The sequence below is a fragment of the Nocardioides sp. YJ-D4 genome, assembly GCF_054031495.1.
In genome coordinates, this window is sequence record NZ_CM132932.1 from 467029 (window position 1) to 490133 (window position 23105).

Here is a 23105-nt window from a genome sequence, read left to right on the forward strand (position 1 = left end):
TGTCTGACAGGTTCATGGCAGTGAGTGTGATGGGCGTCACCGGCCACTGTCAACCCGGCGCTCAGGAATCTCAGACGCGGCTGTAGAACTCGCGGTGGGCGCGGGCGGCGCGGTCCCAGGTGTAGCCGGCGGCGAGGTCCCGTCCGCCGGTCGGGCCCGGCCGCGTGTCCAGGATCTTGCCCAGCGCGAGGGAGATCTCTGCCGGCGTCGTGGCGTAGGCGACGGTCTCGCCGAAGACCTCGCGCAGCACGGGCAGGTCGCGGGCGACGACGGGTACACCCGCGGCCAGGGCCTCCAGGGCCGCGAGGCCGAAGCCTTCCTTGGTGGACACCATCGCGAGGGCGCCGGCCTCGGCGACCAGCGATGGGAGCTCGTCCTCCTCGAGCACCCCGGTGATCACGACGGGCACGTCCAGCTCGCGAGCCCGAGCGTCGAACGCCGCCCGGTAGTCGCGGTAGTCGAAGAGGGTCTCCCCGCCACCGAAGACCAGCGTCAGATCGGAGTGTCTGGGGTCGGAGGCGCGCAGCGCGGCGTACGCCTCGAGCAGGTCGAGCGATCCCTTGCGCGGCTCGATCCCGCCGAGGGCGAGAACGTAGCGACCCAGCCGCGCCCGCCAGGCCTCCCGCCCGCCGGCGTCGGCGGCTCCGGCCGCGAACCGGGCGGCATCGACGCCGTTGGGGATGACCGTGGGTGTGAACCCCCATCCGGCGGCGACCTCGTCCGCGACCGACTGCGAGACGCAGATCCGGGCGTACGGCTCGACGACGGCCTTCTCGTGGCAGGCGGCGAGCTGCGGGGTGGTGAAGTGGTCGAGGTGGTGGATGGTGCGGATGCAGGGCAGGGCGGCGTTGGCGCTGATGCAGTCCTGGGCGTGCACGATGTCGTAGCGGTCCCGCTGCTGCGCGAATGCGGCTCGCAGCACGCCGATGGAACGTACGATCCGCTCCCCCACCGACTCGTCGTCGCGAGCCTCGAAGGGCACCGCGTGGACCGTGACGGCGGGATCGACCGGCCGGAAGAACGCGGTGTCGCCGTGGCGGCCGAGGGTCCAGACGTGGACGTCCTCACCGAGCGCTGCCAGTGCCTCGGCCAGCGCCAGGGTATGCACGACCCCGCCGCGGGGCCGGGTGGAGTAGGTCAGCAGCGCGATCCTCATCGCGAGGTCCCCGGGAACGTGTACGCCGTCGGGGTCAGCTCCTTGAGGTGATGCAGGACCCGCCGGGACCGGGCGATCTCCGCCTCGACGTCGATCTCCGCGACGGCGAGGCCGCCCTTGGAGGTCGTCCGGGCCAGGATCTCGCCGCCGGGACCGACCACCTTGGCCTGTCCCAGGAACCGCAGCCCGCCCATGACCCCGGTCTGGTTGGACGAGACCCAGACGACCTGGTTCTCGGCGGCCCGGGCCTGGTCGTAGAGGTCGAAGAGCCGCGACTGGCGGTCCTGCGGGAGCCGCGAGGCGCGGTCGGTGACCGAGGCCGGCCAGGCCGAGAGGCAGGCGATCACCGAGGCGCCGTCGAGGGCGAGGGTGCGGGCCGCCTCCGGGAAGGTCTTGTCGTAGTCGATGAGCATCCCGAGCCTTCCGACGGGGGTGTCGAAGGCCGCGAACCCCTCCCCCGCCGCGTAGACCAGCGACTCGCCGGCGGGCTGGTGCACCTTGCGGTGCCGCCCGAGCACGCCGTCACCGCTGAGACAGATGGCGGAGTTGTAGAGCCGCGCCTGACCGTCGACGACGACCTCCTCGGCGTACCCGAGGCAGACCACCATCTCGCCGGCCATCGCGATCATCCGGCCGATCTCGAAGGAGTCCTCGTTCAGCGCCGGCGGCAACGCGTGCGGGTCGGGGTGACGCAGGTCGGAGAGGTAGCCACCGAGGGTCGCGTCGGGCAGCACCAGGAGGCGTACGTCGTTGCGCCGGGCGTCCTCGACGATCCCCTCGAGCTTGGCGACCGCGCGCGGCAGATCGCGCCCGAAGTGGGCCGCGACCGCCCCGATGCGTACCTTCGACATGCTCCTCAACCTATCCGTCCTCGATCCTGGGTGGGCGGTGCCTCAGGCGACCGCCGCCGAGGTGTCCAGCGGGCCGGGTGAGCGGCGCCGGGCCAGCTCGGCGGCGGACTCGATGGTCCGGAGGCCGTTGCCGGTGATGGTGCCCGCGATGTGTTCCGCGTCGGCGGCGATGCCGAGGTAGCGCCCCGAGCCCCAGGTGTGCAGCCAGGGCAGGCCGAGGAAGGAGAGCCCGGGGACCGCGGTGACGCCCCGGGTGTGGGTCGGTCGCCCGGTGCCGTCGAAGACACCGACCCGGACCCATCGGTAGTCGGGCCGGTAGCCGATCGCCCAGATCACCGTCGAGACGCCGGCCGCGGCGAGGTCGATGGCGGTGGGATCCGACTTCGGCTCCCAGACCGGGTGGTAGGGCTCCGCGGGTGGGACGTCGAGGTCGCGGGAGGCGATGTAGGCGTCGATGTCGCGGCAGATCGAACGGTAGACGTCGTCGGCGGAGCCGAGCGCCTCCCGCAGCGTCGGCTCGAGCACGAGGTCGGTCCCGGCCCCGGAGGCGAGCCGGCCGTAGAGCCGCATGCCCTCGGCCGCGAACTGGCGCAGGTCGATGTCGCGTCCGCCGTCACGGCCGGTGACGTAGTGGTTGGTCTTCTCCCGTGCGGCCAGGCCGCCCGGGTAGCTCGTGACCGGGGTGTCGTAGAGCCCCATCTCGGCCAGCCAGGTCATGCAGTCGCGACCGCGGTGGAACCGGGCGACCCGGGGCGCGTCGCCGATCGCGAGATGCACCTGGCGTCCCTCCAGGTGCAGGTCCTCGGCGATCTGCGCACCGGACTGGCCCGAGCCGACCACCAGCACCGCGCCCGGGCGGAGCCGCGAGGCGCTCTTGTAGTCGGCCGAGTGCAGCTGGTCGATGGCGGGGTCGAGCGCGGGCGCCCAGGCCGGGATGACCGGTACGTGGTAGCCCCCGGTCGCGACCACGACGTGCTCGACCTCCCAGGACTCGGCGCCGTCCGGGCCCTCGGCCTCGACCAGGAACCCGCCTCCCGCGCGCTGGGTCAGCGAGGTCACCCGGGTGTGCTCGCGCAGCGGCGGGCCGAAGGTCGGCGCGTAGCCGGCGAGCCACGCCACCACCTCGTCACGGGTCATGAAGCCGTCCGGGTCGGGCTCGGCGTACTCGTAGCCGGGCAGGCGGCAGTGCCAGTTGGGCGTCACCAGCGTGAAGTTGTCCCAGCGGGTGTCGGCCCACTCGTGGCCGGCGGTGCCCGCCTCGAGGACGACGTGGTCCACGCCGTCCCGGACGAGGAACCAGCTGGCGGCCAGTCCGGCCTGCCCGCCCCCGACGATCGCGACGGTGGTGCGGTGGGTCGTCATCGGGTCTCCTGCGGGTTCGGGGCAACGGGAAGGGGCGGATGCATGGCGAGGACGGTGACGCGCTGGCCGAACTCGTACGCGGCGGCGGAGGCCCGCAGCTGATCGGAGGTCGCCATCGCGCTGGTGCACGCGAAGCCGAACTTCACCCGGACCCGCTCGGAGGCGGTGGCCAGGGCGGTGAGGCTGCGGTCGAGGAAGTCCTCGACCGCGTACGTCCCGCCGACCGTCAGGTGGTCGTGCACCACCAACGAGGGTGAGTAGCAGTCCTCGACCCGCCCGTCGGGCCACCGCACGGTGAAGGTCATCTCAGGCATGTCCCTCACCCACCGGGGAGAGCGGCTCGGCGGTCGCCAGCGTGGAGGGGTACGCCTCGGGCCGGCGGTCACGGAGGTGGAACATCGCCCGGCGCGCCGTCGTCAGCGCGCTGGGCACGTCGAGCTCGGCCACCGCCATGCCGGCCTCGACGCCGGTGGTCGCCAGGATGTCGCCACCCGGCCCGACCACCTTCGCGTTGGCGACGAAGCGGAGCTTGCCGACGGTCCCGTGCTGGTTGGAGGCCAGCCAGACCACCTGGTTCTCGAGCGCCCGGGCGGCGTCGAAGAGGTTGAACCGCTTCGTCCACCGGTCGTCCTCGATCGAGGCGCTGGTGGCGGTGCGTGAGGCCGGCCAGGCCGAGATGCAGGCGATCACCTCGGCGCCGTCGACGGCCAGCGCCCGCGCTCCCTCGGGGAACGCCTTGTCGTAGCAGATCATGGTGCCGATCCGGCCGGCCGGTGTGTCCACGCAGCCGAACCCGTCCCCGGCGGCGTAGTAGAGGTTCTCGCCGAGTGGCTGGTGCACCTTGCGGTGGGCGCCCAGCACGCCGTCGCCGGTGACGACGGCGGCGGTGTTGTAGCGGTCGGCGCCGTCGGACTCGCACAGACCCACGACCACGGTCATGTCCGCGGCCAGCTCGGCGACCCGCCGGAGCTCCGGTCCGTCGATGTCCATGACGGGCGGAAGGTCCTCGGGCGTCTCGTCGTGGCTGCCGTCGCGACCCGCCCCGAGGACGGAGAGGTAGCCGCCGAGGCAGGCCTCGGGGAGGGCGAGCAGACCGACGCCGGCCTGTCGGGCTTCCTCGATGAGGCTGCCGATCTGGGCGAGGTTCTCGTCCACGTCCCGGCCGAAGCCGGCGCAGACGGCGGCGACGGCGCTGCCGCGGTGCGTATCGGTGGTGGTCATGCGGCAGGTCCTAGTCCGGTGACGGTGTGGTCGATGGCGTCGGTGACGGTGCCGTCGGGCCAGCGCAGGCCGACGCCTGTGCCGGGGACGAGCTCGCCGCAGACGGCGGAGGAGACGAAGCCGGGCAGCTCGGGCCGCACCTCGGTGCGGCCGGGCGCCTCCGCGGTGAGCATCGCGAAGCCCGGGAAGCAGGTGAGCCAGTCCGCGGTCGAGGCGGTGGACGGGGTGGGAACGGTCGCGACGTCGATGAGCGCGCGGCATCCGCTGGCCTCGGCCAGCATCCCCGCGGTGCCGACCATCCCGGCCATGCTGACGTCCTTGGCCGCAGTCGGGGCCAACGAGGGCACGACACCGGACAGCGCCCGCAGCTCGGCCGAGGTGCGGTGCGAGGACGAGTCCCACTGACGGCCGCGGTAGCCGGGCCGCCATCCTCCGCCCAGGTCCGCGCTCAGCCTGAGGAGATCACCTAGTGCTCCCCCACCTCCCGGGACCGGCCGATCGGTGCGTCCCAGAGCGGTCACCGAGAGCGCGGCCGGGACGCCGAGCTGGGTGTGCCCGCCGAGGACCGGTACGCCCCACGCCTGCGCGGCCTCGGCCAGACCGCGCACGATCCGGCGGGCGAAGGACGCGTCGCGGGCTCCGATGGCGTCGAGCAGCCCGACCGGCGCCGCACCCATCGCGGAGAGGTCGTTGACGTTGACGAGGACCGCGCACCATCCGGCCCACTCCGGGTCGCGCTCGACCATCGCGGGAAGGATCGCGTCGCAGGCAGCGACCAGGTCGCTGCCCGGGACCGGAGCCCCGTCGTCACCCCGGAATCCGGGCGTCGAGTGACCCACCAGGGCACCGACCAGGTCGCCCAGCGGCGCCTTGGTGGCCTCGGACAGCTGCCGGATGCGCCGGACCGGCCACTCCATCACGACATGGGTCATGTCGTGGAGGTGGACCCGTTCGCGCGGGATCCAGCCGAGCCTGCGGAACAGCCCCTCGTTCCGGGACTGGACGGTGGCGTCGAAGCGGAGCGCACCCGCCTGCTCGGCCGCGGCGCAGGCCGCCCGCACGAGCGCCGCACCGACGCCGAGAAGCTGGCGCGCGTCCTGCTTGACCGCCAGCCGGCTCCCCCGCCACCAGCCCACATCACGAGGCTGTCCCGGGTGACGGGCCGGATGCAGACGTACGCCGCCCAGGATCTCACCGTCGTCCGAGCGGGCGAGCAGCACGATCCGGCGGGGGTCGTCGTCGACGTCGTCGACGTCGGAGCCCGCGAAGAGGCCCTGCTCGGTGACGAAGACCTCCCGGCGAAGCCGGAGGTACGCCTCCAGGTCGCCCGCGGTCTCGGCCCGGAACACGGTGTAGCCCTCCAGGCTCGGCGATCGGCGTACGGCACCGGTGAGGATGACGTCGTCGAGGAGCTCCGTCATGCCGACTCCTCCCCACATGCACCGAGCGCCGAGCAGGCGCCGCACGAGGCGCAGCCGGCGGCCTGGTCGGCGCCGGCCATGCCGGCCCGGCGCAGGAGCGCTGCGACCCGCGAGGTCACCCGGTAGACGTCGGCGTGCGGCGGCGCCTCCACGCCGTCGACGTCCTTCGCGAGAGTGCCCGCCAGCGGGCGGTACGGCACGACGAAGGGATAGACGCCCATCGCGATGAGCTCCTCGCAGCCGGCGACGAGCTCGTCGGGATCCTCGCCGAGACCGACCAGCAGATACGTCGAGACCTGGTTCCAGCCGAACACCCGGACCGCCTCGGCCCAGGCCGCCCGGTATTCGCTCATCTGCACCGCGCCTTTGCCCGGCATCCAGCGAAGCCGGGCCGACTCGTCGAGGGACTCGACGTGGATGCCGATCGAGCGCGCACCGGCGTCGTACAGCTCCTGGATCGAGGCGAGGTCGCCAGGAGGCTCGCACTGCACCTGGATCGGGAGGTCGGGGACCGCCTCGCGGACCGCGCGCACGCAGCGCGCCAGATGGGTCGCCCCACGGTCACGGCCCCGGGACGTGCCGGTGGTCATCACCATCTGAGTGACCCCGTCGAGCTCGACGGCGGCCTTGGCCACCTCGGCGAGCTGGGCAGGCTGCTTGACCGCGATCGTCGAGCCCTGGCGCAGCGACTCCTCGATCGCACAGAACCGGCAGCGCTCCTCCACGTCGTAGCGCGCACAGGTCTGCACGACGGTGGTGGCGAGCACGTTGGCCGAGTGCAGGCGGGCGATCTTGTCGTAGGAGACGCCGTCGGCGGTCACGAGATCGTAGAAGCGGGGCCGCGCGACGGCCTCGACCCCGAGACCGGTGTCGGCGCCGTCGAGGAGCAGCTTGCCGCCGCGTACGGAATAGGGGCTGCGGGGGTTGAGCGGGATGGCCGCGCCGACCCCGTCCAGGAGGACGTGGCCGTCGTCGCTCGGCCCCGCGCCGGAGCGGCGGGCGACGGGGGCGTCGAGCAGGCGGATCCCCTGGATGGCGACGTCGACGCGGGTGCTGGACGAGATCGGCGAGTTCATGGCCGGGCCCTCAGAGGTTGTAGGTCGAGTTGATGATGGCGCCCTTGCGGGCGTAGTGGATCAGTGCGTCCTGGACGTCGAGCGGGTGCGAGGGCACGACGCCCTCGATCAGGTCCTCCTCGCGCAGGCCGTGGAGTCCCATCCCGAAGCGGCAGCAGAAGACGGTGCCGCCCTCCTTGATGAACGTCTCGATGGCGCCGTTGGTGTTGAGCTCTCCGGGGAACCCGGCGTCGCCCATCGTCGGGAAGCCACGGGAGGCCATGCATGCCAGCGTCCCGGGACCGTAGAAGTAGATGGCGGACTCGAAGCCCTTGCGAAGCGCTCGGGTCGCCTGCAGGACGGCGACGAAGCTGACGGAGGACTCGTGCGGGATGCCGTGGACGAGGGTGAAGTAGGTCTCCCCGTCCTCGGCCTGGTAGTCGGGGAAGATCTTGGTCGAGCCGTAGATGTTCGTGCCCGGCTGCTGCGAGGGGTGCGGGATCTCGCCGAGCGACTTGGCCATGTTCTCGGCGATCTGGGCGTCGATGTCAGCGGTGTCAGTGGTCACTGGGGTCTCCATGAGAGGTGGAAGGGGCGATGCGGGGGGTGGGGCGAGCTCGTCGTCCTTGACGAGTGGCCGGCAGCCGAGCTGCCGGTCTCAGCCGTAGAGGGCTGAGAAGTTGTGGTGGAAGAAGGCGTCGGCGAGCTCGCCGTCACCGGCCGCGGCGGCGAGCCGGGCATGCTCGCCGGCGAAGTCGCCCCAGGGCGCGTCGGTGGCGAAGAGGATGCGGTCGTGCCCGACGCCGCGACGCTCGATCTCCTGGACCAGCCAGGACGGCGCGAAACCGATCGCCCAGCTGGTGTCGGTGTAGACCTGCATCCCGGCCTCGATCCAGTCGAAGAGCCGGCCGCCGATGAGCTTCATGTGGCCGCTCATCCCGCCGCCCAGATGCACGAGATGGAGACGTACGTCCCGGGCGTAGCGCTCCACGAGCGTGCCGATCTGGTCGACGTCGGAGGCGGCGCCGGGCGAGGTGTGCACGTGGACGGTGAGGTCGTGTGCCCGGGCGGCGGCGAAGACCTTGTCGAGCTGCTCGAGGCACTCCGGGTCGGTGGGATGGCCGCCGAGCAGGAAGCTCGTCTTGAGCGCGGCCACCCCCTCCTCGCCGGCGAGGGCGAGGGCCGCGTCGTTGCGGGCGGAGTCGGTGGCCTTGGGCGAGACCCACAGGCCGCACCGGATCCGGTCGTCGCTCTGGGCCGCCTCGATCGCCAGGGCGTTGAGGTCGAAGGCCGCGTCCGGGTCGGGCACGCCGTAGTTGGGCAGCACCAGCGCCCGTTCGATCCGATCGGCGTCGAGGTCGGCGACCAGCTCCTTCACGGTGCCGCGCGCGGTGACGTCGGCGGTGATCGCCGGGCCTCCGTAGAACGGGTACGCCGGCAGCCGGCCGATGTGGCGGTGGGCGTCGTGGAGGGGCTTGGTCATGGCAACAAGCCTTCGGCCCAGCCGTTTCGGACTGGTTACGCCTGGAATACGGAACCCGTTTCGGTTCGTAAGTTCGAGGTAACCGCCTCACCCGAGTCAGGTGAGGCGGCCGCGCGCCGGTGGCGCTGCGATGGTGCGGTGCTGACCTGGCTGCGCGAGCGGATCACTCTGCCTCGCCACCTCTTCGATCGGCGTACGGCCCGGCGCGATGCCGCTGCCGGCGCCGTGCTCGGCATCGAGTCGGTCCCGGACGGCCTCGCCAGCGGTCTCCTCGCCGGGGTGAACCCGGTCGCGGGGCTCTACGGCTACCTGTTCGGGCTCGCCGGAGGGGCGCTGTTCACCGGGACCGCGGCGATGGCGATCCAGGGCACGGGGGCGATGGCGATCATCGTCGCCGACGTCGACCTCGACACGTACGACGACCCGGTGCGAGCACTCGCCACCCTCTCGATCCTCACCGGCGTGATCATGATCGTCGCCGGGGCACTCGGCCTGGGCCGGCTGCTGCGTTTCGTGTCCAAGTCGGTGATGACGGGATTCATCTCCGCGGTCGGGATCAGCATCGTGCTAGGCCAGCTCGACAACTTCACCGGCTACGACTCCCAGGGAGGCAACCGTGTCACCGCGGCGCTCGACCTGCTTCTGCACCTGCACCGGGTCGACCTCGCGTCTCTGCTGGTCGGCCTGACCACCGTCGCCGGCATCCTCGTCCTGGAGCGCACCCGCCTGGGGGCCACCGGACTGGTGGTGGCGGTCGCCGCCGGCTCCGCGCTGGCTGCCCTGCTCAACGCGCTGGGCAGCGACACCGTGGCGCTGGTCGCCGACGTCGCCGAGGTCCCCGGCTCGCTGCCTCTTCCGGTGTTCCCCGACCTGTCGGCCACGATCGATCTGCTGCTTCCTGCCGCCGCGCTCGCGTTCGTCGGACTGGTCCAGGGCGCCGGGGTCTCGGCGGGATTCCCGAACCCGGACGGCACCACCCGTCCCTCGCGCGACTTCATCGGCCAGGGAGCGGGCAACATCGCCTCCGGGCTCTTTCGCGGCGTACCCGTGGGCGGGTCGATGTCGGCCACCTCGCTGGTCGTCGGCGCGGGCGCCCGGAACCGGTTCGCGCTCCTCGTCGCGGCCGCCGTGATGGCCGCCGTCATCGTCCTCTTCGCCGGCGTCGTCGAGCTCGTCGCCATGCCGGCCCTCGCCGGACTGCTGATCGTGGTCGGTGTCAGCACCGTCAAGCCGGCCAAGCTGATCGCGGTCGGTAAGACCGGGCCGGTGCCGCTGACGGTGATGCTGACGACGCTGGTGCTCACCCTGCTGATGCCGTTGCAGTACGCCGTGCTGGTCGGGGTCGGGCTGTCGGTGCTGCTCTTCGTGATCGGCCAGTCCTCGCGCCTGGTGACGCGCCGGCTGGTGATGGGGGCCGACGACCGGGTCATCGAGACCAATCCTCCGGGGAGCCTCGGCGAACGCGAGGTCGTGGTGCTCCAGCCGTACGGGCCGATCTTCTTCGCCACCGCCAGCTCGCTGCGCTCGCAGATGCCCGACCTGACGCCGGCCTCCCGCAGGTCGGTGGTGATCCTGCGGCTGCGCGGCGCGGACGACGCCGGCGCCACGCTGCTGGAGGTGCTCGGGACGTATGCCGCCGGGCTCGGCGACCTCGGCAGCAGGCTGGTGATCGTCACCGACAACGAACGGCTGGTGCGACAGCTGCAGACCGACGACACCCTCGGCTCGGCAGGCTCCGTCTACCAGGGCACCGCGGTGATCTGGGAGGCCACCCGGGAAGCCTACGAGGATGCCGTCGCCTGGGTGGCCCAGGACGACGAAGAGCCCAGCGACCAGGAGCGGCCCTCCGCCGGGCGCACCCACCGCGACCCGCACGAGGGCGACTGGCCACCGGACCAGATGGCCCTCTAGACCTCGCCGATCGCACGGATCGGCTCGTTCACCCCTTTCCGGCGATCACCGACACCTCCCGGCGTACGCACCCTGGGATCGTGACGACCACTGCGGCCCCTGAGCACTCGCGTACGGACTGGCGCGAGCTGATCGCGATCCTGCTGCTGTCGGTGACGGCGATCCTGACCGCCTGGACCGGCTTCCAGGCCAGCAAGTGGAGCGGCGCCATGTCGATCTCCTTCTCGCAGGCATCGACGAACCGGATCGCGGCCGCTCGGTTCGAGTCCACGGCCAACCGCAAGCTGTCGGTCCAGGTCGCCCTGTTCACGCAGTGGCTCGAGGCCTACCAGAGCGGCGACACCGAGCTCACCGAGTTCCTCCAGGCGCGCTTCCCCGAGCCGCTGGCAACGGTCTTCCCGGCCTGGCTCGACGCCCGTCCGCTCAAGGATCCCGACGCTCCCGCCACGCCGTTCGACATGGAGGAGTACGTCATCCCCGAGTCCGTTCAGTCCGGCGCCGCCGACCGCAAGGCCGATCAGAAGTTCGCCCAGGCGCTCCGCAACAACCAGCGCGGCGACAACTACACCGTCCTGACCATCGGATTCGCCACGGTGCTCTTCTTCACAGCCCTCTCCGAGCGGATGCGCCGCCGCAGCGCCCAGTGGACGCTGCTCTGCCTCGGCGGCGTGGGCTTCGTGCTGCTGGCAGTCGTACTCCTGACGTTCCCGAAGTTGATCTGACTCCCGGTCACCTGAAATAGGTGATCCTTCGCGGTCTTTCGCCATTTACTTTGAGAAGCATCGCGGGACGTCCGAACGACTACGCCTGGCTCACCGACGGCGCGGTGCCGCTCTTCAGCACACTCCCCCAAACGAGCGCACGACGCCGGCGTGGCATCTGAGCTCTGACCGAGGGGAGGGGTTGTGCAGCACAGCAGGCCGGCGCCCGCTACAGACCCGACAGCAGGACCCGCACCGATGCCACGCCCTGAGGCGGCAACGGTGGTGATACCCACACCGAGGGACGGAGACGGCGCCGCCAGCGCCCCGTGGCCTCGCCTCCCGAGGGTCTACGTGCCACGCCGCTCGCTGTGGGCCGACCTCGACCGCTCCGCCGATGCCGCGATCACGCTGCTCATCGCCCCCGCCGGTGCCGGCAAGACCCTGGGGGTCGCCGGATGGCTGCGGCAACAGAGCGGCGACGGCCCTCCACGCGCACAGCGCTGGGTGGACGCCGACGGCACGATGACCCCCGATCAGCTCTCCGGCATGATCGACGAGGCCGCAGAGGGCACGCCCCGCCGCATCGTCATCGACGACGCACACCTGCTGCGCGCGGCCACGCACCGGATGCTCAACGAGCGCCTCAACGACGATCCCGACTCCATGCGCCTGGTGATGATCAGCCGTTGGGACCTGCCCTTCACCAGGCTGGTGCCGGAGCTGCTGGGCAACTTCTCGGTCGTACGAGGCAACGTGCTGCAGCTGAGCGACGTCGAGGCCGAGGCGCTCATCGTCGAGCACGCCCGCACCGATTCCAGGCCCGTCATCGACGCCATCGTCCAGCAGGCCCGCGGCTGGTGCGCCGCGGTCGTCCTCGCGGCCCGGTCGGTCCACGCCAGCCCTCCGGGCAGGGCGGGCGAGACCGCTTTCGAGGACGGAACCGTCGGTCTCGGTGACCGGGTGGCGAGCGAGGTGTTCGCCTCGCTGTCCGCACGCGCGAGGCATCTGCTGCTGTGCACGTCTGCCGAGACGGTCGTGACCGCCAGGACCGCCGCCCATCTCTCCCAGGATCCGAGCGCCGGGGAGACGCTGACCGATCTGGAGAGCACCGGGCTGCTGGTGACCCGCGCGGTCCCGCTCGTCCCCGATGCCCACGGCGAGGAGGCCTACCGCATCCACCCGCTGCTCGCCGAGGTCGTACGCCGCCGCCTGGTCGCCGGCGGGGTCGACGTCGCCCGGGCGCAGTCGACCGTGGTGCGCGCTGTCCGGATCGACCGGACCCGCGGCGAGGCGCCGGGCGCGCTGCGGCGGCTCGAAGCCGTCGGCGCCCACGAGGAGATGGCGGTCGTGCTCGCCGACGACGGCGTCAAGACGGCGATGCGCGGTGACGGCGACCGCCTCGCTCCCTTCGCACGCAACCTCGCCGAGCACGTCGAGACCACTCCGAGGGCCTGGTTCGCGCTCGCGGTCGAGGCCTGGCTCGACGGCGACGTACCCGAGGCCGAGCACTGGCTCGACCGCTGCCTGGCTGAGCCGGCGGCGATGTCGGAGGAGGAGCTCGCCTGCATCGGGCTGATGCGGGCACGACTCGGCCTCGAGCCCCTGCGTGCCGCAGCCGACCGGGCCGCCGAGGTGGTCCGCGGCAGGCACGGCACCGGCGGCGAGGCCGACGTCCTGCCGCAGCTGCTCACCGAGCTCGGCATCACCCAGAGCTGGCTCGGTCAGCTGCTGGAGGCGGAGCAGAGCCTCACCTCGGCGATCGGGCTGGCCCGCACCTGGGACATGCCGGCGGTCGGGGCCGACGCCTCCAGCCAGCTGGCGATGACCGAATACATGCTGGGGCGCGAGGCGGCCTGCGGAGAGATCGCGGACGAGGCCGCCACCCTGCTCGAGCGGGCCGACCGAGGCCGGCCGCACGGCTCCCGTAGCGACTTCACCCGCACTCGGACGGCGCTGGCCGCAGCCCTGGCGCGCAACGCACGGCTCCCCTGGCTCGAGCTGGCATCCATCCCTGACGCGAGGCTCCATCCCGCGGACCTGTGCACCCGGTTCTGGATGCGGCTCCGGGAGGCACATGTCACCCTGTCCGGCCACTCGGTCGTACGCGCCCGCCAGATCCTCGGCGAGCCGCTGGACCTGCCCGGGGCCTTCCGGCTGCCGGACCACCTGCAGGTCACCCTGCTGCTCAACCAGGCCGAGCTGGCTGCGCTGGCCACCGACCGGCGTTCGCTGAAGTCCGTGGAGGCCGAGCTCACCGAGCGCGGGATGAACGGCGAGGCGGCCCTGGCCAGAGCGCTGCTCGCCGACCTCGACGGAAACCGGCGACTCGCCGCCGACCACTTCGACACCGCCGCGCAGCAGGCGAGGTGGTCCCAGCCGATGACCCGAGGGGTCGCGCTCGTCGGGCGCGCGGAGCTGCTCCACGAGCTGGGTGACGTCGACGCGGCGGCCGAACATCTCCAGCAGGTCGCGATCGAGACCGAGGTGCGCCAGAACGCGATCCCGTTCCTCGGCTGGACCCGGCAGGGGACGCCCGTGCAGACCATGCTGGGACGGTTGCCTACGCTCCGGCCGCATCGCTGGGTCGGCCGGATCTCGGCCGGCATCGCGGACATGTCCAGCCTGACGACGTACTTCGACCAGGGCACGCCCCGTCCGACCGAGGCGGTCGACGAGGCGGCCGGGCCGCTCCCGGGCCTGAGCGCCAGGGAGCGGGACGTCCTTCGTGAGCTCGCACGCGGATCGACGTACGCCGACATCAGTGCCGCGCTCTACGTCTCCGAGAACACGGTGAAGACCCACGTCAGCAGCCTGTACGCCAAGCTCGGCGCCTCACGGCGCAGTCAGGCGCTGGCCGTGGCGCGGAGCCTGAACCTCATCTGACGATCACCGCGCGATCTCCGGGCGGACCCGGCCGAGGCGATCGAGGTCGCTCTCGGCCGAGTCCGAACCTCAGCTCTTGGCCTCGGAACGCAGCCGGAAGGCCATCACGACGGCGATGATGCCGACGACGATCAGCCACACGCAGGAGATCACCAGGAGCGCACCGAGCGACAGCTTCGGGTTGATGAGCAGCACGGCACCGGCGAGGACCGTGATGGCCCCGGCGGTGATGTCCCACATACGTCGCCCAGGGGTCGGACGGAGGACGGCGCCGATGATGTCGACGATGCCTCCGATGACCCACCAGACCCCGAGCAGGATGGTGACGATGAGCAGCGTCTGGACCGGGTCACGCAGGAAGAGCAGGCCGACGACGATCGCCAGCGCTCCCGAGAAGCCGACGACCGCTCGCAGGCCGCCCTCCATCGAACTGCCGGCCACCGCGGCGATGATGCGGAACACTCCCGACACGATGATCTGGATCGCGATGATCACCGCGACGACCACGAGCGTCTGCTTCGGCCAGACCGCCAGGATGATGCCGAGTGCGGTGGTGACCAGACCGTAGGTCAGGACCAGGCCCCAGTAATCCCCGAGGCCCTCGAACACCGACCCGGAGCCGACGCGACGCTCCTGGGCCGGCGTGGCCGGGCTCGGATCCGGTCCGGCACCCGAGCTCCGTACGTCGGGCCCCGGAGGCTCCGAGCCGGCGACGTCGTGGCCCGGAATGTCGGAGGTGGCCATGTCAGAGCTCGTCTCCGCTCGACATCAGCTGAGCGAGCGACCAGATGACGAAGATGTAGAGCGCCAGCATCGCGAGTGCCCACCACGGGTAGTAGGGCATGAACGCGAACGCGGAGACCGAGCCGATGACCGCGATCACGATGCCGGAGATGCGGGCCCACGTCTGTCCGAGGAGTAAGCCGATGCCGACGGCTACCGCGATCGCCCCCAGGACGATGTGGATCCATCCCCAGGCGGTGAGATCGAACTGGTAGACGTAGTCGACGCCCTTCACGTAGACCGTGTCCTCGGCCACGGCAGCGATGCCGGACAGGATCTGGAAGATGCCTACGGTCGTGAGGATGGTGCCCGCGAAGATCGCGCCGGAGAAGGCGAAGGCGGTCTTGACCGGAGTGTCGTAGCCTCCGCCTCGTGGTGTGGTGGTGCTCATGATGAGTACTCCCTGTGGTCGTGAGCGGTCTCATCGACCGCTTCAGTGGACGTGAAGTTAGGCCGCTTCAGCCCCGGCGGGCTCACCCGCAACGGGCGATCCTCCGACGCCGAAGACGTCGCGCAGTGCTGTTTCCTGGCCATCGGTCAGGTCGGTGAAGATCGGGTCGGACGGAAGTCGCCCTCCGAGGGTGTCCCTGACCGAGTCGACGACGCTGTCCGTGGTCAGCACGAACAGGGCCGAGGTCCCGGGGGTGACCCGGTCCCGGACCCGGTTGATGAAGCCGTCGTCGATCCCGACGGCGCTCAGCGCGTCCGAGATCAGCCCGGTGGCGGTGCCCAGGGCGGCGCCGAGCAGCGGCACGAAGAAGATGAAGCCGAGCAGAAGCCCCCAGAAGGACCCGCCCAACGCTCCCCCGCCCGCGTCCGTGGCCGGATGCAGCTCGGCCGTCCTCAGCTTCGTGGTGCTCGACGGCCAGGAGAGCGCGGCGGCGTCGTGGAGGTCGATGAGGCCCTCGTCAGCCAGCCCCTCCAGGGCGTGCATGGTCTCCTCGGCGCCCTCAGGTGTGTCGAACCTCCACACGGTCAGCGTTCCTGTCGACATGTCCTCCCCCGCTCCTGATGTCCGTCAGCCGAGCAGCTGCTGCTTTGCGGCTGCGAACTCCTCGTCGCTGAGCACTCCTTGGCTGTGCAGCTCACCCAGCTGGGTCAGCTGCCCGATCAGGTCGCCCTGCGCCGGCGCCGCCGGAGCGGACGGCGCAGCAGGCTGTGGGGGCGGCTGGGCCGCGGCGTACTGCTGTTGCTCGTAGGCCTGTGCCTCGGCCTGTTCCTGGGCCTTGGCCGCCTGTCGGCGGTTGACGGCGTTCGAGGTGGCGGTGGCGGTGCCGGCGATGACGGCCGTACGTGCGGCGGCACCGATGAGACCGGGCCGGCCCATACGTCTGCGCAACATGGCGTGTCTCCTCTCTAGCGGGCGGCGGATGCGAAGGCGACGTCGACGTCCTCGGGCGGCACGCGCAGGAACAGCTCGACCTCGGCACCGACGTTGCGGATCTGACTGACGGCCTCCCGCGCCCAGACCTGCTCGTAGACGACCGCGAGACCGGCCCGGCCGGGCTCGAGGGCGGTGGCGAACGTCTCGATGTCGGAGTCGCTGAGCAGGTCGTTGGCATCGATCTGGAGCCCCGCCAGCTCTGCGGGCAGGCCCTCGGCCTCTTCCAGGTCAAGGGCCCGGAAGCTGCCGCCGGCGTCCTTGGACATCAGCACGCAGTCGATGATCCGGATCACTCCGCTCTCGACCGGTTGTCGCAGTACCTCCGCGAGGTCGCCGAGCTCGACGTCCTCCGACATCGAAAGGAACAGGATCTCGACCGGGCCGCGTTCCATCGTGCCTCCCACCGTTCGTACGCCTGCCGGGGCGGCAGGACGGTTCCGACGCTAGGTCGCTCCGAGCCCGTGCTGATCACCCGCATCGGGTGACTTGGACCGGGTGAGCGGAGGCTCACCCCTTCCGGGCGATCCGAGAACGGACCCCGGCATAGCAGCCTCACCGATCGTGGCCAGACTCATCGCTCCGTCCTTCAGCGGCTACTCGCCGTCCTGGATCAGGTCCGACATCCTCGCCGGGCTCACGGTCTGGGCGGTGCTCGTACCGGAGTCGTTGGCGTACGCCACCATCGCCGGCGTGCCGCCGGTCGTGGGCCTCTACGCCGCCGTGCCGGCGCTGGTGCTCTACAGCCTGCTCGGCTCCTCGCGCCATCTGATCGTCGCGCCGATGTCTGCCACCGCAGCGCTCTCGGCCGGGATCGTGGCGGACTTCGCGTCCGATGGAGCCGACGTCGTCGCGCTCACCGTCGGGCTGGCCATCGCGACCGGGATCGTCGCGCTCATCGCCGGCCTGCTGCGCCTGGGGTTTCTGGCAGCGTTCATCAGCGAGCCGGTCCTGCGAGGCTTCATCATCGGGCTCGCGCTGACGATCATCATCGGGCAGCTACCGTCGCTGGTGGGCGTGGAGAAGGGCTCGGGCAACTTCTTCGAGAAGGCCTGGGACCTGCTGCGCCAGCTCGGTGACGTGGACGCGCTGACCATCGCCATCGGGGTGGGCAGCCTCGCCGTCCTGCTCGTCCTGCGGCGGCTGGTACCGCTCCTTCCCGCCTCCCTGATCGTGGCGCTCGTCTGCATCGGGCTCACCGCCGTGCTCGGCCTCGACGAACGCGGGCTCGCCATCGTGGGCCACATCGACGCCGGCCTGCCCGCCATCGGGCTCCCGGACGTGTCGGCTCCCGACTTCCGCGACCTTCTCGCGGCCGCCGTCGGCGTGATGCTCGTCGGGTTCGCCGAGGGCCTGGGCGCCGCGAAGACGTACGCGGCCAAGAGCGGCTACGACATCGACCCGAACCGCGAGCTGCTCGGTCTGGGCGTCTCCAACCTGGGTGCCGGCCTGGCCAGCGGCATGGTGGTCAACGGCTCGCTGTCCAAGACCGCCGTCAACGGCTCGGCCGGAGCGAAGTCGCAGCTCTCGGCGGTGACCGCCGCAGTGCTGACGCTGCTCACCCTGCTGTTCATGACCAAGCTCTTCGCCGACCTTCCCGAGGCCACCCTCGCGGCGATCGTGATCGCCGCGGTGATCGAGCTCGTCGACATCTCCGCGCTGCGCCGGCTGTGGCGGGTCCGGACCGGACAGGTCACCAAGATCTACCAGATCAGCGCCCGCGCCGACTTCGTCGGCGCCGTCGCGGCGCTGATCGGCGTGCTCGTCTTCGACACCCTGCCCGGTCTCGTGATCGGTATCGCCGCCTCGGTCGTCCTGCTCATCGCGCGGACCTCGCGGCCGCACATCGCGCCGCTGGCCCCGGTCGAGGGAACCGATGACGACGCCGCGTCCGCGCACCCGGGGCTGTGGGTCGACCAGAGTCGCAATCCGGCGTACGCAGGGGTCCCGGGTGTCCTGGTGGTCAGGGTCGAGGCTCCCCTGTTGTTCGTCAACGCCGACTTCGTACGCGAGCGGGTCCGTGAGCTCGCCACCGACGTGCCGGACCTTCGCCTGGTCGTGCTGGACGGCCGGGCGACGCCGTCGATCGACGTCACCGCCACCGAGATGCTGACCCAGCTGCGTGCCGATCTACAGCGTCTCGGCGCCGACCTGACGCTCGCCGGCGACGTGGGTCAGGTACGCGACGTCCTGACCGAGGCCGCCGAGGAAGGCCCGCCGCTGGTCTACCCCACCGTCGAGGCCGCCCTCGCGGCGGCGACCCAGGAGCGGGCTACTGAAGAGCCGCCGTCAGGCGCATGACGTTGTCGACGTACGCGGCCATGTGCCCGCGCCGCGCCCACGCCTCGATGCTGAGCTCGCTCGACCTCTCCCGGTAGTCGTCGAGCACGCTCTGCAGGTTGTCGACCACCTGCTCGCTCTCGATCTGCACGATGACCTCGTAGTTGAGCGCGAAGGAGCGGTAGTCCATGTTCGAGGACCCGACGACGGCGATGGTGTCGTCGACGGTGAAGAACTTGGTGTGGAGGACGTACGGCGCCGGGTAGAGCCGGATCCGGACGCCGGCGTCGAGGAGGTCGGCGTAGTAGGAGCGCTGAGCGTGGAAGACCATGAACTGGTCGGCGCCCTCGTTCACGAACAGCTCGACCTGGACACCCCGCTGAGCGGCGGTCGTGACCGCGTAGAGAAGCGACTCGTCCGGCACGAAGTAGGGGCTGACCAGGCAGATCCGCGAGTGCGCGCCGTAGATCAGGGTGTTGAACAGGCGCAGGTTGTTCTCGGTCACGAAACCGGGACCGCTCGGTACGACCTGGCATGCCACGTTCTCGGCGGCGCGTTCCGTCCGCTGGAGCTCCAGGGGCTCGCGCGGCAGGAGCAGGTCCCGGATGCTCTCGGCGGTCTCGGCGTACCAGTCGGTCGCGAAGACGACCGCCAGGTCCCGCACCGCGGGCCCCTCGATCCGGATCATCAGGTCGACCCACTTCCGCCCCGCCTTGTGGTTCTTCGGCTTGTTGTAGCCGGGCTCGATGAGGTTCTGCGAGCCCGCGAACGCCACCACGCCGTCGACGACGAGGATCTTGCGGTGGTTGCGCAGGTCCGGACGGCGGAGCTCACCGCGCAGCGGGCGGACGGGCAGCATCGGCGCCCACTTGATGCCGGAACCCTCGAGCCGCGACAGCATGTCCTGGTGGCCGGGGATGCCACGCGAACCGAGGTGGTCGAAGAGGAAGCGTACCTCCACCCCGCGGGCGACGGCGTCGACGAGTGCGTCGAAGAAGTCGCTGGTGTCCTCGTCCCAGGCCGAGATGTAGAACTCGACGTGCACGAACCACTTCGCGCCGCGTACGGCCTCGGTCATCGCCGCGAACGTCTGGGCGTAGTCGGGGTGGACCTCGACCCGGTTGTCCCCGGTCATGGGCAGCGATCCCAGGCGCTCGTTGAGCCGCACGGCGCCGACCGAGGGGCCTGCCGGAGCCGTCTGTGCCGCCGGGTCGTACCTGATCTCGGCGCTGACCAGGTCGTTGACCTGCCGCTGCCATGCCCGGCGCTTGCGGCCGACACTGGTGCTCCCGAAGAGCAGGAACGCGAGCAGGCCGAACGCCGGCAGCGCCAGGATGAGGAACAGCCAGGCCAGGCCCGTGGACGGCTTCCGGCCGCCGGGGATGACGCCCAGGGCCACCACGCAGACGGTGATGTGGGCGGCGACGAGTGCTGCGCTGACGAGGCTCGCGACCCAGGTGGATGTGTCCATCAGAGCGACCCCACTCCGTCGCCGACCATCTTGACCCCGAGCACGACGAGGAGAACCGTCATGATGGTCGCGTTGTTGGCGATCATCCAGGCTTTGATGCCCTCCAAGAGCCGGGCTGCGCGCTCACCGGCCAGCAGGTAGATGCCGAACGGCACCAGCACGCCCAGGCTGGCGACGAAGGTGAAGACGGCCATCGCCACGATCCGCTCGCTGGTCACCGCTGTCGCCGTCGCGATCGTGCTGGCGGCCGAGACCACGAGCAGCAGGTTCTTGGGGTTGACCGATCCCAGGAGTACGCCTGTGCCGAACGCCTTGAACGCGTTGAACTCGTCCAGCGCAGCCATCCACGACGGGGTCGGCGCGGTCTCTCCCTCTTCGGGCCTGCCCTGCCAGCTGCGTACGGCGAGCAGGAGGAGCAACGCTCCGAGGACGATCTTCAGCAGGGCCGCCCAGGTCGGGGTCTCCGCCTCTCCCGATCCGGCCGCACCGACGAGCAGGGCGACGAGCGTTCCGAGCACGAAGATGCCCGCCAGCCACCCGGCGACGAAGGCCGCCCCGTTGGAGCTGGCGTGGCCGCTGACCAGCATGAGTACCAGTGCGACGATCGGCATGGGGCTGACGAGCACTCCCACGGCGATCGGCAGAGACTCGCCTATTGCTTCGCCCATGGCCCGACTTCAGCGCAGGCCGGCTCCGCCGGCCTCACCTTCTCCGGGTGAGAAACGCACGCACCCGCTGCACGAACCAGGTGATGACCGGGTCCTCGACGAGCAGCCGCCCGAGCAGCGCACCGCCGACGATGATCCCGCCGAAGCCGATCAGCCAGGTCGAGAGCGCAAGGATCACGCCCAGCATGCCGAACTGCTCGGCGTTCGACTCGACGTACACAGGCATCAGCCACGCCGAGCCCCGGCTGTAGAGGACCTGCACGACACCGGTCAGCACCGCGCCTGGGAGCAGCAGCCATCCTCGGGTGCGTCCGAACAGCAGCACCCAGCCGGTCCCCCACCACACGGCGATCGCGCCCACGGCCTGGAGCAGCGGCCGGAGCAGGTCCCCAGGGTCGGTGATCAGGTTGACGACCGCGTTGACCAGCCCGAGACAGGCCAGCCAGACGGCGACCCAGAGCAGGCAGCGACCGGCTCCGCGCACGCCTCCGACGTGCTCCTGCTCCCAGACCCGCTCGAGCGTCCGCTGCACGGCACGGCCGAAGGACGTCGCCGACACGATCGTGATCGCCAGGCCCACCGCACCGGTCTCGGAACGCACCTGGTCCAGATCCACCTCTCCGGAGACCTGCTGGACGGCCTCGTCGCCGAGGCCGGTGACATGCGAGACCTGTTGCAGCGCGGCTTCGGTGAGGTGAGGCAGGAAGGCCGCGAGCACGACCAGCATCGGCACCATGGCCAGGAGCGCCTGGGCGGCGATCAGCATGCACCGGTCGATGAACTCGATCCGAATGATCTCTGTGGCCAGCTTCCGCAGCAGGGGGACGTGGGCGACCAGGGCCTCCACCCGGCCCCGCAGGGCAGCCACGTTCACGTGAGCAGTGTTCCCCGGGGCACGAGGGCTCACCCTCGCCCGTTTCCGGTGACCGCTCCGGGCGCCGGCCCGCTTACCTTGATGAGACCACCGTCCAAGGCCACTCTCTGGAGCCAACGTGAACGGACACCTGATCGGCGTGATGCGCTCATGACCCGGATCCTCATCCGGGTGGGCTCGTCGGTGTCGGACGACGTCCTCGAGACGTTTCCGCACCTGACCCGGGCCACGCAGCCTGCGACGACGACCCTGGTCGGTGACCTCGCGGACGCCAAGGAGCTGCAGGGGGTGCTGGACCTACTGAGCTCTTTGGGGGTCGACGTCATCGAGATCGTCACCATCCCCGAGTAGCTCCACCGGGGCGCTTCCCGCGATCAGCGGCATCAGCCAGCTCTTCTCCGGATCGGCCTCCACGAAGACCGCGCGCACGAACAGGCTGAACGGGACCGCCATCACGGCACCGATCGGACCCATGACCCAGGACCAGAAGATCAGTGACAGGAACGTCAGGGTCACCGAGAGACCGACCGCCTCACCGACGACCTTCGGCTGGATCACCGACTGGATCACCACGTTCAGGAGGCAGTAGACGGCGATGACAGCGAGCATCAGCGAGAGGTCCTCGTCCAGCAGCGCCAGGATCGCCGGTGGAATCAGGCCGATCACGAAGCCGATGTTCGGGATGTAGTTGGTCAGGAACGCGAGCAGTCCCCACACCAACGGCGCCGGCACGCCCAGCAGGTAGAGGGCCAGCGTGTCGAGGGCGGCGACGATCAGGCCGAAGACCGTCGAGACGAGCAGGTAGCGACGCGTCCCGACCGCGAACGAGGACAGGGCACCCACGAGGCCCGGGCGCCGGCGGCTGATCGAGGCGAGCTGGCGCGGCAGCGCCGTCGCGTCGATGGCCATGAACAGGCACAGGGCCAGGATGAAGACGATCGTGGACAGCACTCCGAACATCCCGTTCAGAGCACCGGAGACGACGGACAGCAGGTTCGAGAGGTCGAACGACTCGACGATCTTGAGCACCTCGTCCGTGCCGATACCGACCTTGGTGAGCCAGTCGGTCAGCTCCTCGACCTGCTCCGCAGCGACACCGCTGTAGGTGCTGAGCAAGGTCGCGAAACGCGCCACCGCGAGGAGCACGCACACGCCCAGACCAACGACGCCGACGATGACCGCGATGATGGAGAGGGTGGTGGCGACACCGGCCGGGAGGCGTCGCGCCAGCCAGTTCCGGGCCGGGTGGACGACGATGGTGAGCACCATCGCGAGGAACAGCGGTCCGAGGATGCCGCTGGCTGCCTGCAGCCCGGCCACGAGGATCACCACCGCAGCGGATCCGAGCAGGACCGCCAGGACCCTGAACTGCGGTGGCCAGCTCGGGACGGACTCTTCGCGGCTCTGCGTCCTGGGGGTCACGGCTCCCATGGTCTAGCCCGTCCGACCTGGCCGTATCACCCGTTAGGGGTGAGCGGAACCACCCGGCTGTGCGTATCTGGGGCGGGGTATATAGGCCCTTTGCTCCTTACTCTGCCGAAGAGCCGCTGATTGGATGGTTGCGGATAAAGACTTGTCGGAGATGCGAGGAGCGTTCGTTT

At 70.7% G+C, this 23105-nt stretch carries 23 protein-coding genes; 5 read left to right on the plus strand and 18 right to left on the minus strand.

The window, feature by feature from the left end; translation table 11 throughout:
* Nucleotides 1-70: 70 nt before the first annotated feature.
* The 9 genes from ACW14X_RS02300 to ACW14X_RS02340 form a co-directional block, all read right to left on the minus strand.
* The gene (locus ACW14X_RS02300) at nt 71-1156 is read right to left on the minus strand and encodes an MSMEG_0565 family glycosyltransferase (RefSeq protein ID WP_457164551.1); all 1086 of its coding nucleotides are present in this window, start codon (nt 1154-1156) and stop codon (nt 71-73) included.
* A complete protein-coding gene (locus ACW14X_RS02305) occupies nt 1153-2007 on the minus strand; it encodes a carbon-nitrogen hydrolase family protein (protein WP_160023921.1) in 855 nt (284 codons plus the stop codon). Before ACW14X_RS02305 ends, ACW14X_RS02300 begins: the two co-directional genes overlap by 4 nt.
* 42 nt (nt 2008-2049) lie before the next feature.
* On the minus strand, nt 2050-3369 hold the full coding sequence (locus tag ACW14X_RS02310; RefSeq protein WP_457164552.1) for an MSMEG_0569 family flavin-dependent oxidoreductase: 1320 nt from the start codon (nt 3367-3369) through the stop codon (nt 2050-2052).
* Nucleotides 3366-3683: an MSMEG_0570 family nitrogen starvation response protein gene (locus ACW14X_RS02315; protein ID WP_457164553.1), complete on the minus strand. Its 318-nt coding sequence runs from the start codon at nt 3681-3683 to the stop codon at nt 3366-3368. The genes ACW14X_RS02310 and ACW14X_RS02315 overlap by 4 nt, the downstream gene beginning before the upstream one ends.
* A complete protein-coding gene (locus tag ACW14X_RS02320) occupies nt 3676-4590 on the minus strand; it encodes a carbon-nitrogen hydrolase family protein (RefSeq protein ID WP_457164554.1) in 915 nt (304 codons plus the stop codon). The genes ACW14X_RS02315 and ACW14X_RS02320 overlap by 8 nt, the downstream gene beginning before the upstream one ends.
* Complete coding sequence (locus tag ACW14X_RS02325; RefSeq protein ID WP_457164555.1) at nt 4587-6011, minus strand: MSMEG_0567/sll0787 family protein; 1425 nt, start codon at nt 6009-6011, stop codon at nt 4587-4589. The genes ACW14X_RS02320 and ACW14X_RS02325 overlap by 4 nt, the downstream gene beginning before the upstream one ends.
* A complete protein-coding gene (locus ACW14X_RS02330) occupies nt 6008-7087 on the minus strand; it encodes an MSMEG_0568 family radical SAM protein (protein ID WP_457164556.1) in 1080 nt (359 codons plus the stop codon). The genes ACW14X_RS02325 and ACW14X_RS02330 overlap by 4 nt, the downstream gene beginning before the upstream one ends.
* A 10-nt stretch (nt 7088-7097) precedes the next feature.
* Complete coding sequence (locus tag ACW14X_RS02335; protein WP_201451036.1) at nt 7098-7634, minus strand: MSMEG_0572/Sll0783 family nitrogen starvation response protein; 537 nt, start codon at nt 7632-7634, stop codon at nt 7098-7100.
* Between the two features lie 90 nt (nt 7635-7724).
* Nucleotides 7725-8549 carry an amidohydrolase family protein gene (locus ACW14X_RS02340; RefSeq protein ID WP_160023927.1) on the minus strand — a complete coding sequence of 275 codons (825 nt, stop codon included), beginning with the start codon at nt 8547-8549 and terminating at the stop codon, nt 7725-7727.
* Nucleotides 8550-8687: 138 nt separating this feature from the next.
* Between ACW14X_RS02340 and ACW14X_RS02345 the strand changes: the two genes are divergently transcribed.
* From ACW14X_RS02345 to ACW14X_RS02355, 3 genes are all read left to right on the plus strand, one after another.
* Nucleotides 8688-10460, plus strand: coding sequence for a SulP family inorganic anion transporter (locus ACW14X_RS02345; RefSeq protein ID WP_201451037.1), 1773 nt, complete (start codon nt 8688-8690; stop codon nt 10458-10460).
* A gap of 80 nt (nt 10461-10540) precedes the next feature.
* Nucleotides 10541-11182, plus strand: coding sequence for a hypothetical protein (locus ACW14X_RS02350; protein ID WP_457164557.1), 642 nt, complete (start codon nt 10541-10543; stop codon nt 11180-11182).
* A 333-nt stretch (nt 11183-11515) separates the two neighbouring features.
* Nucleotides 11516-14047 (plus strand): LuxR C-terminal-related transcriptional regulator, encoded by a 2532-nt coding sequence (locus tag ACW14X_RS02355; protein WP_457164558.1) that lies wholly within the window; start codon nt 11516-11518, stop codon nt 14045-14047.
* A gap of 69 nt (nt 14048-14116) precedes the next feature.
* Here ACW14X_RS02355 and ACW14X_RS02360 read toward each other — a convergent pair whose 3' ends face one another.
* The 5 genes from ACW14X_RS02360 to ACW14X_RS02380 are packed head-to-tail and all read right to left on the minus strand — an operon-like array spanning nt 14117 to nt 16606.
* Complete coding sequence (locus ACW14X_RS02360) at nt 14117-14791, minus strand: HdeD family acid-resistance protein (RefSeq protein ID WP_350837206.1); 675 nt, start codon at nt 14789-14791, stop codon at nt 14117-14119.
* Between the two features lies 1 nt (nt 14792).
* Nucleotides 14793-15221: a DUF7144 family membrane protein gene (locus ACW14X_RS02365; RefSeq protein WP_201451038.1), complete on the minus strand. Its 429-nt coding sequence runs from the start codon at nt 15219-15221 to the stop codon at nt 14793-14795.
* A 57-nt stretch (nt 15222-15278) separates the two neighbouring features.
* On the minus strand, nt 15279-15824 hold the full coding sequence (locus ACW14X_RS02370; RefSeq protein ID WP_160023931.1) for a DUF1269 domain-containing protein: 546 nt from the start codon (nt 15822-15824) through the stop codon (nt 15279-15281).
* Nucleotides 15825-15848: 24 nt separating this feature from the next.
* Complete coding sequence (locus ACW14X_RS02375; RefSeq protein ID WP_457164559.1) at nt 15849-16172, minus strand: SHOCT domain-containing protein; 324 nt, start codon at nt 16170-16172, stop codon at nt 15849-15851.
* A gap of 14 nt (nt 16173-16186) precedes the next feature.
* Nucleotides 16187-16606 (minus strand): DUF6325 family protein, encoded by a 420-nt coding sequence (locus tag ACW14X_RS02380; protein ID WP_457164560.1) that lies wholly within the window; start codon nt 16604-16606, stop codon nt 16187-16189.
* A 169-nt stretch (nt 16607-16775) separates the two neighbouring features.
* On the opposite strand from ACW14X_RS02380, the gene ACW14X_RS02385 reads away from it, so the two are divergent.
* Nucleotides 16776-18512 carry a SulP family inorganic anion transporter gene (locus tag ACW14X_RS02385; protein WP_457164561.1) on the plus strand — a complete coding sequence of 579 codons (1737 nt, stop codon included), beginning with the start codon at nt 16776-16778 and terminating at the stop codon, nt 18510-18512.
* Here the strand turns inward: ACW14X_RS02385 and cls are convergent.
* Genes cls through ACW14X_RS02400 form a run of 3 tightly spaced genes read right to left on the minus strand, consistent with a single transcriptional unit; the run spans nt 18484 to nt 21504 of the window.
* Nucleotides 18484-19962 carry a cardiolipin synthase gene (gene cls, locus ACW14X_RS02390; protein WP_457164562.1) on the minus strand — a complete coding sequence of 493 codons (1479 nt, stop codon included), beginning with the start codon at nt 19960-19962 and terminating at the stop codon, nt 18484-18486. The genes ACW14X_RS02385 and cls overlap by 29 nt on opposite strands.
* Nucleotides 19962-20630 carry a GAP family protein gene (locus ACW14X_RS02395; protein ID WP_160023936.1) on the minus strand — a complete coding sequence of 223 codons (669 nt, stop codon included), beginning with the start codon at nt 20628-20630 and terminating at the stop codon, nt 19962-19964. Before ACW14X_RS02395 ends, cls begins: the two co-directional genes overlap by 1 nt.
* Nucleotides 20631-20664: 34 nt before the next feature.
* Nucleotides 20665-21504: a YhjD/YihY/BrkB family envelope integrity protein gene (locus ACW14X_RS02400; RefSeq protein ID WP_350837196.1), complete on the minus strand. Its 840-nt coding sequence runs from the start codon at nt 21502-21504 to the stop codon at nt 20665-20667.
* Nucleotides 21505-21654: 150 nt separating this feature from the next.
* Here ACW14X_RS02400 and ACW14X_RS02405 point away from each other — a divergent pair, with 150 nt between their 5' ends.
* Complete coding sequence (locus ACW14X_RS02405) at nt 21655-21855, plus strand: hypothetical protein (protein WP_160023938.1); 201 nt, start codon at nt 21655-21657, stop codon at nt 21853-21855.
* Here the strand turns inward: ACW14X_RS02405 and ACW14X_RS02410 are convergent.
* Entirely contained in the window at nt 21802-22926 is a 1125-nt protein-coding gene (locus ACW14X_RS02410) for an AI-2E family transporter (RefSeq protein WP_457164563.1), read from the minus strand. The genes ACW14X_RS02405 and ACW14X_RS02410 overlap by 54 nt on opposite strands.
* Nucleotides 22927-23105 lie beyond the last annotated feature (179 nt).